This window comes from uncultured Methanobrevibacter sp., assembly GCF_947170395.1.
Taxonomy (GTDB): domain Archaea; phylum Methanobacteriota; class Methanobacteria; order Methanobacteriales; family Methanobacteriaceae; genus Methanocatella.
Genome location: NZ_CAMVTE010000021.1, coordinates 1 through 18,090 on the forward strand (window position 1 = coordinate 1; position 18,090 = coordinate 18,090).

The following is an 18,090-nucleotide window of genomic DNA, read 5'->3' on the forward strand; positions in this document are numbered from 1 at the left end:
GCCGGAGCAGCACTAATAAAAACAAACAACGCACAAATCAAAAACAACACATTCACAGACAATATTGCAAAATCTTCTGGAGGAGCATTATACATCGAAGGTGAAAAAATTACCCTCGAGAAAAATAACTTCAACAACAACCAAGCAAACAACCTCGCAGGAGCAATACAAATCAAATCAAACAACACAGAAATCAAAAACAACGATTTCACACAAAACAAAGCAAAGGTTACAGGCGGAGCATTATACATTGAAGGTGACAACAACACAATAACACAAAACAACTTCACACAAAACACAGCAAACAACGTAGCAGGAGCAATCCGATACGACAACGCAAACACAGGACAAATAACACAAAACAACTTCAACAACAACACCGCACAAAGCGGAGGAGCACTATACATAACAGCAAACAAAATAAACATTAATAAAAACACATTCAACGAAAACAAAGCAACCACAGGAGCCGGAGGAACCATAAACATAAACGGAAACGAAAACACAATCACAAACAACAACATAACAAAAACCAGCTCAAAAACAAGCGGAGGAGCAATCTACACCAACGGAAAACAAACACAAATAACAAACAACAATATAAACACAGCCACAGCCGGAGACAGCGCAGGAGCAATCTACCTAACCGGAGACACAGCAACAATAACAAACAACAAAATCAACAACAACACCGCAGAAAAACTAGCCGGAGCAGCACTAATAAAAACAAACAACGCACAAATCAAAAACAACACATTCACAGATAACGTTGCAAAATCCTCTGGAGGAGCAACATACATCGAAGGAAGCAACAACACACTAACACAAAACAACTTCACAAACAACACTGCAGGTACCCACTCAGGAGCAAGTTACATCTCAGGAAACAATATAACAATCACTGAAAACAACTTCACAGAGAACCATGTTGGGCCGGAACATGCAGGTGGAGCTTTAAGGTTAAATGGTAATGGAATTAATGTCAAAGCCAATAAGTTTAAAGGCAATACCGCATTAACCGCAACTGCAATTTATGGTGTTGGAAACAATACTGAAGTTACTCAGAATTCATTCATCAATAGTGATGAAACTGACAAAAAACTTATCACTTTAAGAGGAAATGACAACAAAATTGCAGACAATTACTATTACAATGAAACTCCTGAAAACAAAACAATAGATCCGAATATGGAAGTAAGTCCTTTTGAAAACGGAACTGCCACAGTCACACTACCAAACGACGCAACAGGAACCGTAACACTAAACATAAACAATACCAACTACCCATACACAATAACAAACGGCATTGCAAACATAAAACTACCAGAACTACCAGACGGAAACTACACATACACAATAACCTACTCAGGAGACACCAAATACACATCCGCAAACACAACAGGCAACATAACAATAAACAACACCCAACCAAGCAAAAAAATAGACCCAGACATGAAAGTAAACATAGACAGAAACACATGTGAAATCCAACTGCCAAGTGATGCAAAAGGAAATGTAACATTAACAATAAACCACAACGACTATACCTACAACATAACAAACGGTAAAGTAAACATTGATATGCCAAAATTAGCGAAAGGAAAATATCCGTATACTGTTTTCTATTCAGGCGATGAAAAATACAATTCATCAACACAATCAGGCATCTTGAATGTTGTAGATAACATCAACACATACATTTCCATTACTCAGGTAACCGGTGAATGTGTAATTGAAGGTGTATTGAAAGATATTGAAGGAAATGGAGTTGCAAACGCAGAGCTCGCCGTTAAAATGGGAACAGCAACCGTTACCGTTAAAACAAATGAAAAAGGAGTGTTCACAGTTCACGCCCAGGACAACACTCAGGTTACAGTAATCTTTGAAGGTAAAAATGAGTTCATAGCCTCAAACACTACAATTGCCCTTAAAAACATTGCTGATGTAAGAGCTCCTACAAAAATCATCGGTGAAAACTACACCCAATACGCTGTAGATTTCTTTGCGGGTGAAAGAGGAGGATTCTTTAAAGTCAAATTAACCGATGCAAGTGGCACACCACTGGCCAATAAAATTGTAAACATTGGATACAACGGTAAATGCCTTGTATTGGAAAGTGACAAGGACGGATTTGTACAGGTGCAAATCAACTTGCTTGCTGCAAACACCTTAACATTTGCTGTGGCATTTTTAGGTGATGATGACTACGACGCTTCATTTGAAGTATACAAAATCACCATCAACAAAAAGACAACAAGTCTCACAGCTCCGGCAAAAACCTACAAGGCAAGCGCAAAAACCAAATCATACACAGTAACCCTAAAAACAATCAAGGGTTCATCTGCAGACGGCAAAACATATCTCGGGTCAGGTAAAACTATTACCCTGTCCTTAAACGGCAAAACCTACACTGCAAAAACAAACGATAAAGGTCAGGCAACCTTCAAGTTGAACATCAACAAGAAAGGAACCTTCAAAGCCACCGTCAGCTACGCAGGAGATAACACATACGCTGCAAGTAAGGCAACCGCAAATATAAAAATTAACTAGGGAGATTAAATTCTCTCTTATTAATTTTTTTATAAACATGAACATTTGCTCAAAACAGCAATACAGCACAAATCTGAAAACTGAAAATTCAAATCCCTAAAGTTTTTATATTTTGTTTCATAAAAAACATAAAATAGGTAAATTACATTTTTAAATCTAAGGTGAAAAAATATGGTAGAAGTTGAATTAATACCTGATAAATTAAGTGATGATGATAATAGAGTTAATGTGGAGATGACTGAAGAGGAAATTTGGTTTTTAAAACATTTCATAAAAACATACCACCCTAAAAAAATCGTTGAAGTGGGCATAGCATCCGGTGGAAATACTGTAAACCTTTTAAAGTGGAGGGATGAAGATGCAGAATTATTTTCCGTCGATGTCGCAAAATATATGTATAAAGACAAATCCAAATTGAGCGGATATATGGCTAAGGACTTGGGGCCTGTTGAAAACTGGAAATTGTATGGCGGATATGATTATATAGACGTTTATAAAGAAATCGGAAACGATATTGACTGTATTATAATCGACACCACCCACATTATGCCTGGTGAATGTTTAACCTTTTTAGCAGCACTTCCCCAACTTAAGGAAGGATGTATTGTTATTCTTCACGACATTCATTTTAATTGCATGAGACTCAGAGGTGCAAGATACAGCAACATTGACACTGCAAAATTTTCTTCAGGAATATTATATTCATCAGTCCGTTCCAATATGAAATGGACATTATCAACATACCCTATGTCAAATATCGGCGCATTCATTATTGATAATTCAACTAAAGACAACATTAAAGACCTTTTCCATGCATTATGCACTTCATGGTATAAATACCCATTTGAAGTTGATTTTGCCAAATATAAAGAATTTATAGCAGGAAACTACTCTGAAGACTGTTCTAAATTATTTAATTCATGTGTTGATTTGTATGGCAATTTATTTGGTGCTAATGACCACAATATTTCTGATAGCGCAAGAGTCGACATTATAAATAACAATTATTCAAAAGACCCAGTTGAAATCATATATTCCTCAAATGTAGATATTGAATTCCCAAGTTGGTTTGAATATCCGGAAGGTAAAGGTGCCGTTTTAAAAACAAAAGAGAAGTCTTTTGACATTACATTGAAATGTGTTAAAGATGGTGAATTGAAAATATCTCTTAGAGGACCAGACGTTCGCGTATCCGGCAGACGTGTACCAAGCAGCGTCAAATATACCAGTCTCCTAATAGATAATGAAAATATGATCAATGAACCAATTGCGGCATGCCATGACAATTCATATGTTTTCAGAAAAAAAGTAAAAGATGGTGAGGTCGTGGAACTTCACTTTGAATGGGAAAAATTCACTGCACCAAGCGTGCTGTTTTAATTTAACCACCATCATTTCTTTTTATTTTTAAAATACCCCCTCGCCATGTCATTGTGTTGGTTTTTATTTAAATTAACAACAGAATCTCCAAATAGTTGGAGAGCATTAAATTTATTTTTTTTGAAACACATGATAAACGAAATTAATTAAATACTTTAAAAAACAAAGTAGTAAGTATGAATTTAAACTCAACTGAATTAAAAGGAACGCTGAAATTTAACTACAGAGATTTAATTATTTTTATATTACCTATTTTAATCTTTTCATTATATCTTTTCATGTATAATCCGGGTGTTTTAACAGCTGCTTCATTCAGCCAGCTCCACCAGATAGCTACAGGCCAGTTTACAACTGCAAGTCCGATATTGCACACATTACTGGTAATGCTATTTATAAAAATTTTCAAAACACCTCTTTTTATTGGTGCTTTTCAGATTCTGATATTTGCAGCAATCTGGACGATAATCTGCAAGTACCATCGTGATGATTCAACAAAAAACAGCCAATATTTTGTTCAGTTTATTTTAACATTAATTATCTGTCTGATTCCGATAAATGCAGTTTATTCAGTGACTTTATCAAGCAATGTCCTATTCAGTTATTCAGTACTGTTCTTGAGTTTTTTAATTAAAGTAATGATTGACAAAAACGGTGAAATCAACAACAAGTTAATCATCCTAATGGCATTAACAATAGCAATTATGAGTGGACTGAACAGTTATGGAATAATTATTGCAGTAATATGTCTAATAGCAATCGCATATTACTTACTTTCAAGAAATATCTCCAGAAATACATTAGTGAGTTTTGTTGGTATTGCAGTAGTGTTCCTACTTTTTGTGGGATCTCTAAATTTCATCTTTGACATTCAACCGGACACTGCAAATATCCAAACAAATGATGCATTTGAAGAGGAGATTAATCTTGAAAATGCTAAGACCCAATTCTTCTCAGCAATTAATGACAATCCACAAGCAGAATATGAAAGTTTAAGCCAAGCAAATATTAGACACGGCAACTATGAATCCGTCGATTCATATGTCGGCTTGTTTAGAGAAAACTTCATTTTGAACGGACTGTTTAACAATCCAATACTGTATATGATTTTTTCAATAGCTTTGCTTGTTTTGATTAGTTTTATAGCCAAATCAAAAGACATATATCTTGTTTATGTGGCTCCACTTGCAAATTCAATCATTATGTTAATAATCGAACAGAATAACCTATATTCAAACTTACTGGTGTTTTATTTAATATTGATTATCTTTATAAGCCTATGCTTTAAGCTGAATTTAAGACCAAATGACTTTAACAGTTTGGTTTCAGCAAAATCAACACCTAAAAAAGCAGAACCGCAACAGACAGCAAATGCAACACCAAATTATGTAGAAGATAGTTATTATACTGATTTGGAATCAGAACTTGAGGATTTAAGTCTGGATGATATAAATGAAATGCTAGGCAGAGATATAGAAAATGAAGAGAAAATAGATGAACCTCAAAATGAACCACAAGATGAATCTGACCTTCTTGATGAAATCCTAAAAGAAATAGAAATGGAAAAACAGAATCAGGATTAAATATCCTGATTATTCATTATTTAAAAACAACGAGTTTGGATATGACATAATTCAAGACAACAACGATTACCTGAATCACTATTTTTGATATTCCGTCATTTAAAGTCAAAACATCAATGAACAGCCACATCAGACCTGTATCAACAACACCTGAAAACAGACGCCCTCCAAAAAAGAGTCCACATTCCTTTAAGATGTTTGAACTTTTTGATTCGAATACCCAACGCCTATTAGTTACATAAGCAAGCAGCACTGATAAAAACCATGCCACAACATTTGAAATCAGATAATTGACACCCAAAACATGAGCAAATACAAAATAGACAACGATATTAACCAGCGTTGTCAGAATTCCAAAAACCACATACCAGAATATCTCACGGCTAAGTTTCATCTATATTTGTCTCCTTAATGATATAAATTGGACGATTTTTAATCTCAGTATAGGTTTTTTCCAGATATTTTCCCAAAATTCCAATTGAAAAGAGCTGTATTCCACCTAAAAGCAAAATTACACATACAAGTGATGTCCAACCTGCAACTGGATTTGAAAAGAATAAAGTTCTAATTGCAATAAAAATCAGAAGCAAAAATGCAATTATTGAAAATATCATGCCGAAAAATGTAGAAATTGACAATGGCACAGCAGTAAACGCCACAATCCCTTCAATTGAATAGGAAAACAAACTCCAAAAAGACCAGCTGGTCTCACCTGCAACTCTTTCAATGTTTTCATATTCAAGCCATTTTGTATTAAAACCTACCCACTGAAAGAGCCCTTTTGAAAAGCGATTATATTCTTCAAGCTCCAAAATAGCATCTACGACCTGACGGGTCATAACACGATAGTCACGGGCCCCATCCACCAAATCAATTTTGGAAACCCTATTAAACAACTTATAAAACATCCTTGCAAAAAATGACTTTATAACAGGCTCACCCTTACGGGTTACACGACGTGTGGCAACTATATCATACTCACCGATTTCAGAAATCATCTCCGGAAGCATGCTAGGAGGATCCTGCAGGTCAACATCCATCACACAGACCAAATCTCCAACAGAAGCCTTTAAACCAGCATAAAGTGCGGATTCCTTTCCAAAATTACGTGAAAATGATATGTATTTAACATTTGAGAACTCACAAGCCAATCCTTTAATTTTAGATAAAGTATCATCGGATGACCCGTCGTTTACAAAAATAACCTCAAAATCACAATCGGTCAAAACTTTTTTAACTTCCGAGTAAAATATCTCAACCGAATCTTCCTCATTAAAACAGGGCACGACAATACTTAACAGTTCCATATTAATTACTTTATTGGAAGTATTATATAATACTATATTTCCAGACTACATTTCCAAACACTGCAAGCAAAACAAATAATTAACAGCCAAACAAAACACCCAACACCAAACTAATTATCCTAAAAGCATTTACTGGTTTTCAATCATTCTTCTGGCCTCATCATCGATATACTGGCGCATAATTCCCGCAACGGATTTGGCTTCATCCGTTAAGACGTCCTTGGATACCTTCTGAAAATACATTTTCCTTCCCTGCCAGTAGAAGGGTCCGGTTGTCTCAACTTTTTTGTTGGGGTTTTTGATGACGTCTGTTACCAGGCGCATGAACTGCCTTTCTTTTTCACCCATCTGAGATATTACCTGCATCTTATAATAGTTTTCTGTGGATGTCTGGCAGTAGAGCTCCCAGAGCGACAGCAATCTCAAAAGAAATGCCGCAAAAAAGAAGTAAAGCCATGATTCGAAAAACATCGGCTTGGGATTTTGAAACACTTCAAAGATAATAATATAATACAGCGACAAAACAAAAGCTGCAGGATTAATGTCTCCTTCAATGAGCATAGAATAGTTTATGCCGGCCATAACCAAAACAGCAAGTCCCAAAACGACAAATATTATCCCCTTGATTTTGGTTTTCTTTTTGTATAGTGAAGCGTATGAATCGAAATAGGCAAGGCCCGGAAAAATAAGGGACGCAAAATAGTTCGGCTTGTCAAGAAAGTAATCGTAATTGCCAAATTCCAAATCATCCATCATATTGCCCCCAGCATAATCAGCATTGCCATTATGGAGAATATTAAAAATACTCCAAGACAGCCTGCTTGAAAACCATCGAAATTAGAGAATTTTCTTCCCTTTGAAGTAATATTGAACTTTGCCATAATCCCACCTAGTTAAGATTATTCTGTAATCGGTGCAATATAAATGAAGCGGATTCAACGAAAAATTATATTTAACATTCCACCAAATATTAAATCATGGATTTGATAGTAGCAAAATTTGATGGAAGTTCTCTTGCAAACGGCGAGTTGATTAAAAAGGCAGCCAAATCTGTTGCAAAGGAAGTTATGAAAGACAAGAAAGTAGTTGTTGTTGTATCTGCAGTAAACAAAACCACCGATGATTTGATAAGTCTTTCAAAAGATGCTGTTGGAAACACACTTACCGACAGACAGATGGCTGAAATCATGGCGATGGGTGAGAGAACAAGTGCAAGAATTTTTGCTGGTGCCGTTGAGGCATTGGGCCTTAAGGCACATTATATGGACCCTTACGACGAGGACTGGCCAATCATTACAGATTCCAACTTCCTTGAGGCAAAAATCGATTTTGACATCACATCCAAAATGGTCCACAACATCGAAAGCATCTTAAAAGCCGGTGAAATCCCAATCATTCCAGGTTTTCTTGCAAAAGGCCACGGCGGGGAAATAACCACTTTAGGACGTGGCGGAAGCGACATTACCGCATTCATCCTCGGAAACTGTCTTGAGGCAAGGGAAGTCGTCATAATAACAGACGTTGACGGGGTCATGTCAAGCGATCCAAGACAAATCGCAAAGGCAAAGCTTTTAAATGAAATTTCAGTTGAGGAAATCCGCACGCTGGCAACAAAGGGCTCTCCTATCATAAATCCACATGCTCTTAAATACAAGGACCCTAAAATGAACGTGAAAATCATCAACTTCACCCATGAGGACCTTACCGCCTACGGTACAAACATCATAGGCCCATTTGAGGACACATCCAAAAAATCAGTTACGCTATACAAAGAACCTTTGTCAATAATTGCCATTGTCGGCGAGTCAATGCTTGAAAAGGTTGGGCCTTTAAGGGACGTTACAAACTGTCTGGCTGAAAACGGAATAAACATCTACAAGATTTCAGCAGGCGAAAATTCAATCACCACATTCATCGACAAATGCGATGCCCAGAGAGCATATCACATTCTCCACAATCTTGTTTTAAAAAGCGACATATTCGACTCCCTTTCACTTGGACGTGACATTGCAATGATTACTCTGGTATCTCCCGACGTCATTGAAAAGCCAAGCATCATATCCGACGTTACCGAGCCTTTGAGAAAAAACAGAATCAACATCATTGAAATCAACTCCTCACAGACATCACTTGTCATACTTGTTGAGTGGGCTGACGGCAAGAAGGCATGCTCACTGATTAAGGAAATTCTGGATGAACCTATAGATGAGGCTAACCAATAGCTTTAAAAAAATAGTGCCGATTGATATTATTGAATGCAGCATCAATTAAATCATAGTTTTCATTTTGAATATTTAGTTTAATTTGGTGTCGGTTAAAGCATTCGAACGGTTTTTTTCAGGCGGTTTATGTTAATGTTGTGATATGCAACAATTAAGATTATATTAAAAAATTCGAAGCTACGGCAGTGCAGCCTCGAAGATTATTTTTCACGACTTGTTAATAGTCGTTATTATTTTTATTTTCATCCAATATAAAGTGATAGGTTGAAAAATCAAAGGGTTTCATTCAGCTCACGAATCCTTTCCAGTGAAGGCCGGTGCACCTTGCAATCTTTTCAAATGAATCACCATCCTTTAAAAGATTAATAGCAATTTCTTCGCAGCTTTGAGAAATGCCCTGAGAAATGCCCTGAGAAACACCTTTATCATAACTTTCCCTGCAAGCTTCCATAACGCAATCGACTTTACCCATCAAATCCCACCTCCTTTGAATTAATGATTGCACAGGATTCCTGATACAGCTCCTCAATAACCTCCTGAAAAGCACCATCAAGAAAACCTGTCCTGTTAATATCAAATCGGACAATTTCAAATGGATTTCTTTTGAAATTGTAAATTGCAACATCATTAACGTCCAGGATGTCCCTTTTTTCAAATCCCAAATCAGACAATCCATCATCACTGACATTTGAAAGCCTGATGAAATTGTTGAACTGCTCAAGAATGTAGTCGCTGTGAGTTGTCAGAATTATATTCAATCCCGCATTAACGAGATTTACCAGATGCCTGACCAGACTTCTTTGGTTTGCCGGATGGAGATGATTTTCAATTTCTTCAATAATCAACGTATCTCCAACGTCCAGTTCGTATTTCAGATAATTAATCAGAGGAGTCAACTGTTTAACCGATGATGAAACAAGCCCATAATCAAACTCACATCCGCAGGTATAATCAAGAAAGACCAAGTCCTCATAAACTCCGTTGTTTTTGAATTTAACCTCACCGTTTAAAACATCCCTTTCAATTTGACAGGCAATTTTAAAGAAAGTTTCGTTTTTCACCACCCTCTCGTTGTTCAAATAGCTGAACAGCATATCCTTTTCTATATTGGAAGTCAGTTTAAGTCCCGAGAGCTCATCGAAAAGAATTGACTTGAACTTGTCGGTTGTCGATTGGGCGGATGCGGGGATGTAGAGGGACTTTTCCTTTTGCCTTTCGGCATATGCGCTTGCCAAAGCCAGATAAAAAACTGCCGAAAACGCTTGCGAATCATTGAAAAGATTGGACAAAGCCAAATAGTCCAGATAAATTAACATCTTATCACCGGCTCTTTTAAGTTCAAAAAGCAGTTTATTTTTCAGCTTGATTTTGTTTTGAGTGATTTTAAGCAGACCATCACTTAACAGGGTTCCGCAAGCGTTTGAAAATTCAATCTCATCAAGTGCAATTTCAAAGGATTTGCCTGAAACGCCTGCATTCAGCATGTTCAAATCACCAATGAAATTCTCCTTCAGGGACTTTTCAATCAAACATACGTGATGGCGAATTATACCGCAATAAAACAGCTTGTCAAACTCCCCAGCGTCACAGACAAATGGATCGTCAAAGAAATTCGGCTTTGATTTGAGGTATTCCATCATCCGAGCGTTGAAATCATCGAACATTTCAGGACTGTTTTTGCTTAAGGTTTGAAAGGAACCCATCGAAAATGAATCCACATCATCGATGGCTGTGAGAATGGAGTGGTACAGCTTTGTACAGTATGATTTGCCGGAGCTGTTTTGTCCAACAAGTACAGTCAACGGCAAAACAGACATTTGAGCATTTTCAATAGGTCCAAAATCTTTAATGTTGAATTTACGCATATTATCACATTGCTTTTGACTATTAAAGTCATAATCTGATTTTATTTCATTCAATCGCTTTTTGACAGTCATTTTTTATCACCGAATATTGTTTTTTGACAATATTAGGTTATGTTTTAAGACTTATGATATTTTTTAAACTGCGACACGGTGTATTTTCACAAATATGTTAATGTGACCTGATATATAACAATTTACTTTGCTCTTAAAGCAATTTTACTGACCCAGAGCAATTTTACCTTATCAAATCAATATTAAAACAGAACCATTTCCAAACGAAAACCAACAAATCATTAAATAATATAAAACATAAATATAATATCATGGATTTGGACAAATTGGCTCAAGCAGTATGTTCCTTTTTCGTTCCGGGGCTTGGACAACTGATTAAAGGCGAAGTGGGAAGAGGTCTGAAATTCCTTTTCGGATTTCTGATTGTGTGGTTTGCACTTCTCTTTACCGGAGTAATCCCAGCCCAGACAGTCATCGGAATCATCATAAGGATATTTTCAGCATACGACGCATACGCCCACAGCGAGGGACAGTAACCATAACCTTTTTAATGGTCGCATCCATAAATATATATCAATCAATTTTTTGAGAGGATTTTATGAAATTTAAAAAGTTCAGTTTGATTTTATTTTTCGTACTTATATTCTCCATCGGTTCTGTCTGTGCGGCGGAACTGAATTCAACTGCAACAGGTGTTGAAAATGCCGATGTTGCCGAAAGTGCGGATTTAAGTACGCAATCAGATGTCATTTCAGTGGCAAGCGATTCAGATACATCAAACCTTAAAAGCAGCGAGACAGACAATGTTCTTACCGCAGACAGATATTCCACAATGCTCATTTACAGCGATATGACTACAACCGCAATAAATCCAAGCATTGACGGCAAGAAAGGAGACTACTTCACTGTAACCCTTATTAATTCTGCAGGCCAAAGACTTTCAAACAAAACCATTGAAGTCGGATTCAACGGTGCCAAACATTTAATAACCACCAACAACAATGGTGTTGCCAAACTGCAGATCAATCTTGCAAAAGCAACCGAACCTTCATCACACACATTTGCAGTTTTCTATAAGGGAGATGACGACAACAAGGCATCCTTCGGCGTTGCCAAAATCACAATCAAAAAGCAGACCCCTAAGCTTACAACAGCAAACAAAAGCTACAAGGCAAGTGCAAAAACCAAAAAGATCACTGCAACCCTCAAGACTTCAAGGGGAAAGATTCTTGCAAACAAAAAAGTTACCTTCAAGATAAACGGTAAGACATACAACGTAAAAACAGACAAGAAAGGTGTTGCAACCCTTAAAGTGAACATCAAAAAGAAAAAGACATACAGTTTTTCAGTAAAGTTCGCAGGTGACAATACCTACAAATCCGTTACCAAAAACGGAAAACTTACAATCAAATAATTTGAGTTTTTTTAAACTCAAACTATTTTTTTATTTTTTTCATAACTTGAAACCGGTTCCTATAAACTGCGCCACGTCACGGCCGGCATCATCGCTTATATCCACATTGATTATTGATGATGTGCGCCCGCTTTTTCTGCATGTTGCCTTTGCAAAGAGCTTATCGCCTTTAGGAGCAGACAAATAGTGAATGTCAACCTGCTGGGCTACAGTGAGCTGATGAATCTGGTTTGACAAAACGGCAAAGGCAAAATCTGCCAGAGTAAATATGACCCCTCCCATTACGCCGCCGTAGGCATTTCTGTGCCCGTCGGTAAGCTCAAGCGAGCAGAGGGCGTACTCTTCGGTAAGCTCATCCAATGTGATTCCGGTATCGACTGCAAACTTGTCCTTGTAGAAAAATTCCCTTGCACTTTCCAATGTATCAAAATTAACCATTTATAACACCTTTTTAATATGTGGCCACATCCAAACAAACAGTATTGAAACAAGACATGAAACAATGATTGCCGGAGGATATGCAAAATATCCTATAATGATTCCAACTCCAACAACTATTACGGTTGAAAGCAGATGAGTGTAATCAAGAGCCATCAAAAGAGCGACGTTGGCCGGATCTGTCCTTTTAAGGGCCTTTGCTGTAACAATCGAAAGGCATGCCACCACAATAAAGTCAAGTCCGTAGCACAGCTGGGCCACAAACGAATAGAAGTTCTCGGCAACGAATGTTGAAAGATATGGAATGAGAGACAGTACAAACATCGATGCTGCAATCGACCAGATGACCTTTCCGTCAATCCGGTTGACGATTGTAAAGAGATTGTTGTTGTAGTTCCAGAAATTAAAGCATACGATAAAACTGATAATGTAGGCAATAAACTCAAGCCTTACCTCAAATAGAGCCTCCCATGAACCGCCTGCTGCCATAGGTATCTCCAGAACGATTACGGTAAGGATAATCGCAACGATTGCATCAAAGAGCGCCTCAAACCTTTCGCTGCTTTCAATCGGTGATTTGGCAATGATTGCCAGAACCAGCCAGTAGAACGTTGCTGCGATACATGATACATAGACTCCCTGAGGATAGACAGTGTAGGTCAGCGCAAATCCGATAAAGATAATCACAAAAGGAACGTAGCGCCTCCAATCCCTGAGATTGACCTTTTTAAGCTTTTCGTTATAGGGGTTTGCCCGAACGATAAGATATGTGGACAATGTATAAAGAGCGTTTGTGGCAATAAAGAGAAGCCCGAACATCGATTGGGCTGCAAGTGAGGTCGGATTGAGGGCCACCCATGTTGCAAAGTACGGCACAAGCGATATTACAAATATCAAAACCCCGTATACCAGAACGACCTTGTTGTTGATTTCCCCAACCATCTGAAAGAGGTTGTGGTCATTGTACCAGGTGTTGAATATTATTATAAAACATGCAAGATAAGTCATATACCTCATGTTCAGCCCCAAAAGAGCTCCCCAAGTTGCGCTTTCAGGCTGGGTGAGCTTCAGGACAAGAACAGTAATAATTATTGCAAGAACCGCATCCATGAATGTTTCAAAACGTGTAGTGTCCATGGATAATAATTTGAATTTAATATTATAAAAAACAGTAAGGCAAACATTATATAACATTAAATTAAAAAGTTATATGAGTGATTAAAATGGAGATAAAGGACATTATAATTTTTGTTGTTATCGTTTTTATAGCGGCCATAGTCGGCAGCATGATATTTTCACCGGGCGTTGAAGCCGAGCACACAACACTTTCCATCCTCAACACCGGAGACATTGCAGAAAACGGAACCGTATACGTTAAGCTTGCAGGTGATACAAACGGTTCTTTAAGTGACAAGAAAGTCAATGTAGAACTTAAAAACGATAAGGGCGAAGTAGTATACGCAGATAGCGTCAAAACCCATTCAACCGGCGTAGGCATCATCAAGCTGGAGAACATGAGCGCCGGAAAATATAACGTCAACATAACATTTGACGGGGATGAAAACTATTCCGCAAGCAGCATTTCTCAGGAAATAACAATCTCCGGAGACGTAACCAATGAAAGTGTGGAAAACTCAACACTGATTGAGCAGACACTTGAAGAAGATTCCGCATCACAGACAGGAAGTTCCTCTTCAACATCTCATACAACATACACATATTCATCAAGCTCAAGGTCTTCATCATCTTCAAGTTCCTCTTCATCTTCAGGAGGATCCGAATATTATGACAACTACTATGATTCAGACGGCGGAAGAGTATTGAAGGAATATGATTCAAACGGAAAGGTTATAGACCCAGATTCTCTATAACCCCCAATTATTTTTTTTTAATTTTTGAAAACATCCTCCAATGAGAATGTTGACTTTTTCTGTTTTTCTAAAAAAAAGAACCGGAGAGAAAAACTCTCCCTAATCTGCAAAAATATCATCGTAGTCTATTTCCATACCCATCAACTTATAAAAAGAATAGACCATATCCTTACCTGACAATATGGTCGGGTCTTGTTCCCTTTCACGTGCAAGCCCGAATACTTCCGGGTCATCAGTCCTTTTAAAAGCACTGAAACTCGCACTTCGATTATCGGGTTTGATATTCATTGTATTATACTCCTTTTTAATTGATTGTATATCATTTATATTTTTATCATAATATAATTTTTAAGTCTCATAGCTTAAATTTTAGTTTTAGAATTTTATCAGTTAACTTTAAATACTGTCAAAGCCAAACTTTAACTAACGAACGGTAGGTAGGAAATATGAATACTAAAGAAAAAATATTCAACGTATCACTAGATTTATTTTCAAAAAAGGGCTATGATTCCGTTTCACTAAGAGAAATTGCTGAAGAGGTTGGAATCAAAAAAAGCTCAATATACAGTCATTACTCATCAAAAGAAGCAATACTGATGGACATATTCGATTATTTCACAAAGGAGTTTGACATCGACGATGAAGCAATCAAAATAAGCGAAGACAACCCGCTTCTGGAAAATCCGGAACTTTTCTATCACACAGGATCAGAAGCAGTAAAGAACATGCTGTTTGAGGACAGAAACCTAAAGATATGGAAGCTCATCCTGATTCAGATGCACCACAGCGAGAAAATCAGGGAATTTTTCCAAACCGAAGTGCTTACAAAACCGCTTGTATTCTGGGAAAGCCTGTTTTCAATGCTAATCCAAAAGGGTGTCATAAGAGGTGATTGCAACCCGAAACTTTTGGCAAAGCAGTACTTCAGCTTTCCGATTTATCTGCTTTTGGAGATATGCGCAACATATGACGACATTCCCGAAGAGATTCTTGAAAGCTTTTTTGATGAAACCGAAGAGCATGCGAAATTTCTTTTTGAAAGCGTGAGGGTGAAGCCATGAGCGACAGTTTTGATGTGCAGGAATACCTTGCAGACGGCGTGGAATACATCCTCAAGGATGCCATCAAAACATCCCTGAAAAATCCAAAGGAAATTCTCTATATTCGAAAATTTGCAAAATCCGCAAGAAATGCCACAAAAACAAGACAACATCATGCTGAAAACGGCCAAAACATTCCGGCATTTCTCATTGCAAGCGTTACAAGCAGCTGCAACCTTCACTGCACCGGATGCTATTCAAGGGCCAACAGCTCATGCAGCGACGATGCCCCTCAAAACCAGCTTACAGACACCGAATGGGAGGACATATTCATCCAGGCCAAGGAACTTGGAATCAGCTTTATCGTTCTTGCAGGAGGAGAACCGCTTTTAAGAGAAGACATTATTAAAAAGGCCTCAAACCATCCTGAAATCCTGTTTCCAATATTTACTAACGGAACAATGATGGATAAAAGTTACCTTAAACTGTTTGACAAAAACAGAAATCTCGTTCCGGTCATTTCCATTGAGGGAGATGAAAACGTTACCGATTCAAGAAGAGGCGAAGGAGTTTACGAAAAGGTCATAGATTCGATGCAGACAATGAAACAGAAAAACATCATTTTCGGAGCATCAGTTACGTTTACACGCGCAAATCTCAGCTCGATTGGTGAAGAGGCATTCATAAGCCAGCTTTATGATTTGGGATGCAGGGTCTTGTTTTTCATTGAATACGTTCCTGTAAACAAAGACACCCTCCATATCGCACCACGTGATGATGAAAGGGAAAAGCTTACAGAAAAAATAGAACATTTAAGAGACAAGTACTCCGACATGCTGTTTTTATCTTTTCCAGGAGATGAAAAGCAATCCGGAGGATGTCTTGCAGCGGGAAGAGGATTTTTCCACATCAACTCCCATGGAGGTGCCGAGCCATGTCCCGCATCACCATATTCAGACATCAATGTCAGGAACACTTCACTTCTTGAAGCTCTAAACTCAAAACTTTTCAAATCACTTCGTGAAGGAGGGCTTCTGATTGACGAGCATGAAGGAGGATGCGTTCTTTTTGATCGTCAAAGTGAAGTGGAAAGGCTTCTGGAAAAATAGTCATTTTTATATAATCCGACCAATAAAAGAATAATCAGGTGATATAATGGAATTAGGCGAAATAATTACAGACGCAATCAAATATCCGACCTCAAACATCAAAGCGCTGCTGCTTTATATTGTTTTGGGATTTGTAATCGGAATCATAGAGGTACTGACAGGCACTACAGGAATGACATCAGGTACCGTCAAATTTCAGTCAGGCCCTATATTAGGTATAATAGGCATCATACTGGTATTGTGCATATCCTTTCTGATGCTCGGATTTTCAACAGACGTTATAAAATTCTCAATAGAAAGAAGAGCGGACGCTCCGGAAATTGACTTTGCAAGACAGATTATGAACGGTATCAAATACATCATCGTGTGTGTCGTATACATGATAGTTCCGATAATTGTCATGGTAGTCTTAGGAGTAATATTCCAAAGCTGGCTTGCCACAATCCTCGGTTTGATAATTGCAATAATCTTCGCATTTGCACTTGCAATAGGAATATGCAGACTGGCTAAAACAGACAGTTTAGGCCATGCATTAGATATCGGAGGGGCAATCGAAGACCTTCAGGCAATCGGAATCGGAAAAGTAATCATAACCATGGTTGTAGCAACAGTTGTAGGATTTGTAATAATCTTTGTATTGTCATTCATCCTCGGATTAATCTTAAGCATTGCTTCTTCAGCAGTAATAGCTGTTGTGGTTGCAATATTTGCTTCAATGTTCGATGCATGGTTACTGTTCTATGAAAACAGAGTAATGGGATTATTATATTCCGATATAGCTTAAATATAAGCGATCATTGCACAAAAAAGAAAGTTTTAAAAAAATAGTTTAATTTAATGGAAGCTTTTCCATTAAATTCTTTTTTTTATAATTTGAAAAATTCAGACCATTTAACCTTATGTTTTGCATCCAGTACGGATAGGTCATAGGATTTGTCTTCATCATAATTCTTTTTCAGGAGTTCAGTCTTGATTTTTGAATCAAAAGTGGAATCAGTGATTTTTTCCATAAGGTTCTTTTCCTGTTTCTGTTCTTCAAACTGGCCAATAATTTCATTTTGAAGTCCGAAAAGAAGGTCAATTGCCTCACCGATGTCAACACCTTTTGACTTTAAAATTTCAACCTTTTCCATTTGTTCATCAGTTAACTCAATTTCCATTTTTGCCATTATAAAACCCTTAATCAGTTAGTTATTATAATATTTGTTGCACCCCTTTAAATTATTTTTCCAAAAAATGACAATATTAAAGTTTTTAAGGGCTTTGTCATTGAACCTCTCGGGCTTAAAGAAGCTATAAATC

Annotated in this window: 20 protein-coding genes; 10 read left to right on the forward strand and 10 right to left on the reverse strand. The window is 37.4% G+C overall.

All coding sequences use genetic code 11. The features are described from left to right. The 3 genes from Q0W04_RS06900 to Q0W04_RS06910 form a co-directional block, all read left to right on the forward strand. A partial coding sequence (locus Q0W04_RS06900; protein ID WP_298501399.1) for an Ig-like domain repeat protein occupies positions 1-2,550 on the forward strand: 2,550 nt, incomplete at its 5' end. A gap of 171 nt (positions 2,551-2,721) precedes the next feature. Next, positions 2,722-3,930 carry a class I SAM-dependent methyltransferase gene (locus Q0W04_RS06905; protein WP_298501400.1) on the forward strand — a complete coding sequence of 403 codons (1,209 nt, stop codon included), beginning with the start codon at positions 2,722-2,724 and terminating at the stop codon, positions 3,928-3,930. Positions 3,931-4,208: 278 nt separating this feature from the next. Next, a complete protein-coding gene (locus tag Q0W04_RS06910; RefSeq protein ID WP_298501401.1) occupies positions 4,209-5,510 on the forward strand; it encodes a hypothetical protein in 1,302 nt (433 codons plus the stop codon). 16 nt (positions 5,511-5,526) lie between these two features. On the opposite strand, the gene Q0W04_RS06915 is transcribed toward Q0W04_RS06910, so the two are convergent. The 4 genes from Q0W04_RS06915 to Q0W04_RS06930 all read right to left on the reverse strand — a co-directional run bounded on the left by Q0W04_RS06915 (position 5,527) and on the right by Q0W04_RS06930 (position 7,698). Beyond that, a complete protein-coding gene (locus Q0W04_RS06915; protein ID WP_298501402.1) occupies positions 5,527-5,904 on the reverse strand; it encodes a GtrA family protein in 378 nt (125 codons plus the stop codon). After that, complete coding sequence (locus Q0W04_RS06920) at positions 5,894-6,817, reverse strand: glycosyltransferase family 2 protein (protein ID WP_298501403.1); 924 nt, start codon at positions 6,815-6,817, stop codon at positions 5,894-5,896. The genes Q0W04_RS06915 and Q0W04_RS06920 overlap by 11 nt, the downstream gene beginning before the upstream one ends. A gap of 129 nt (positions 6,818-6,946) precedes the next feature. Next, positions 6,947-7,573, reverse strand: a complete 627-nt coding sequence (locus tag Q0W04_RS06925) for a hypothetical protein (protein WP_298501404.1) — start codon at positions 7,571-7,573, stop codon at positions 6,947-6,949. Then, on the reverse strand, positions 7,570-7,698 hold the full coding sequence (locus tag Q0W04_RS06930; RefSeq protein ID WP_298501405.1) for a hypothetical protein: 129 nt from the start codon (positions 7,696-7,698) through the stop codon (positions 7,570-7,572). The genes Q0W04_RS06925 and Q0W04_RS06930 overlap by 4 nt, the downstream gene beginning before the upstream one ends. A 96-nt stretch (positions 7,699-7,794) precedes the next feature. Here Q0W04_RS06930 and Q0W04_RS06935 point away from each other — a divergent pair, with 96 nt between their 5' ends. Then, positions 7,795-9,039: an aspartate kinase gene (locus Q0W04_RS06935; RefSeq protein WP_298501406.1), complete on the forward strand. Its 1,245-nt coding sequence runs from the start codon at positions 7,795-7,797 to the stop codon at positions 9,037-9,039. Positions 9,040-9,325: 286 nt separating this feature from the next. Here Q0W04_RS06935 and Q0W04_RS06940 read toward each other — a convergent pair whose 3' ends face one another. Beyond that, positions 9,326-9,511, reverse strand: a complete 186-nt coding sequence (locus tag Q0W04_RS06940; RefSeq protein ID WP_298501407.1) for a hypothetical protein — start codon at positions 9,509-9,511, stop codon at positions 9,326-9,328. Next, the gene (locus tag Q0W04_RS06945) at positions 9,504-10,976 is read right to left on the reverse strand and encodes an AAA family ATPase (protein WP_298501408.1); all 1,473 of its coding nucleotides are present in this window, start codon (positions 10,974-10,976) and stop codon (positions 9,504-9,506) included. The genes Q0W04_RS06940 and Q0W04_RS06945 overlap by 8 nt, the downstream gene beginning before the upstream one ends. Before the next feature lie 251 nt (positions 10,977-11,227). Between Q0W04_RS06945 and Q0W04_RS06950 the strand changes: the two genes are divergently transcribed. Continuing rightward, entirely contained in the window at positions 11,228-11,452 is a 225-nt protein-coding gene (locus Q0W04_RS06950; RefSeq protein WP_298501409.1) for a hypothetical protein, read from the forward strand. 62 nt (positions 11,453-11,514) lie between these two features. Continuing rightward, positions 11,515-12,330 carry an Ig-like domain repeat protein gene (locus Q0W04_RS06955; RefSeq protein WP_298501410.1) on the forward strand — a complete coding sequence of 272 codons (816 nt, stop codon included), beginning with the start codon at positions 11,515-11,517 and terminating at the stop codon, positions 12,328-12,330. A gap of 39 nt (positions 12,331-12,369) precedes the next feature. On the opposite strand, the gene Q0W04_RS06960 is transcribed toward Q0W04_RS06955, so the two are convergent. Together Q0W04_RS06960 and Q0W04_RS06965 are read right to left on the reverse strand one after the other, a co-directional pair. Continuing rightward, a complete protein-coding gene (locus tag Q0W04_RS06960) occupies positions 12,370-12,768 on the reverse strand; it encodes a PaaI family thioesterase (RefSeq protein ID WP_298501411.1) in 399 nt (132 codons plus the stop codon). Next, complete coding sequence (locus Q0W04_RS06965; RefSeq protein ID WP_298501412.1) at positions 12,769-13,905, reverse strand: TMEM175 family protein; 1,137 nt, start codon at positions 13,903-13,905, stop codon at positions 12,769-12,771. Positions 13,906-13,991: 86 nt separating this feature from the next. Here Q0W04_RS06965 and Q0W04_RS06970 point away from each other — a divergent pair, with 86 nt between their 5' ends. Further along, a complete protein-coding gene (locus Q0W04_RS06970) occupies positions 13,992-14,639 on the forward strand; it encodes a DUF3244 domain-containing protein (RefSeq protein ID WP_298501413.1) in 648 nt (215 codons plus the stop codon). Positions 14,640-14,738: 99 nt separating this feature from the next. On the opposite strand, the gene Q0W04_RS06975 is transcribed toward Q0W04_RS06970, so the two are convergent. Beyond that, a complete protein-coding gene (locus tag Q0W04_RS06975; RefSeq protein ID WP_298501414.1) occupies positions 14,739-14,927 on the reverse strand; it encodes a hypothetical protein in 189 nt (62 codons plus the stop codon). Positions 14,928-15,085: 158 nt separating this feature from the next. Between Q0W04_RS06975 and Q0W04_RS06980 the strand changes: the two genes are divergently transcribed. The 3 genes from Q0W04_RS06980 to Q0W04_RS06990 are packed head-to-tail and all read left to right on the forward strand — an operon-like array spanning position 15,086 to position 17,572. Further along, on the forward strand, positions 15,086-15,700 hold the full coding sequence (locus Q0W04_RS06980; protein WP_298501415.1) for a TetR/AcrR family transcriptional regulator: 615 nt from the start codon (positions 15,086-15,088) through the stop codon (positions 15,698-15,700). Next, positions 15,697-16,788 carry a radical SAM protein gene (locus Q0W04_RS06985; RefSeq protein ID WP_298501416.1) on the forward strand — a complete coding sequence of 364 codons (1,092 nt, stop codon included), beginning with the start codon at positions 15,697-15,699 and terminating at the stop codon, positions 16,786-16,788. The genes Q0W04_RS06980 and Q0W04_RS06985 overlap by 4 nt, the downstream gene beginning before the upstream one ends. A gap of 46 nt (positions 16,789-16,834) precedes the next feature. Continuing rightward, positions 16,835-17,572, forward strand: a complete 738-nt coding sequence (locus tag Q0W04_RS06990; RefSeq protein ID WP_298501417.1) for a DUF4013 domain-containing protein — start codon at positions 16,835-16,837, stop codon at positions 17,570-17,572. An 82-nt stretch (positions 17,573-17,654) separates the two neighbouring features. On the opposite strand, the gene Q0W04_RS06995 is transcribed toward Q0W04_RS06990, so the two are convergent. Beyond that, positions 17,655-17,957, reverse strand: coding sequence for a hypothetical protein (locus Q0W04_RS06995; RefSeq protein ID WP_298501418.1), 303 nt, complete (start codon positions 17,955-17,957; stop codon positions 17,655-17,657). Positions 17,958-18,090: the final 133 nt, after the last annotated feature.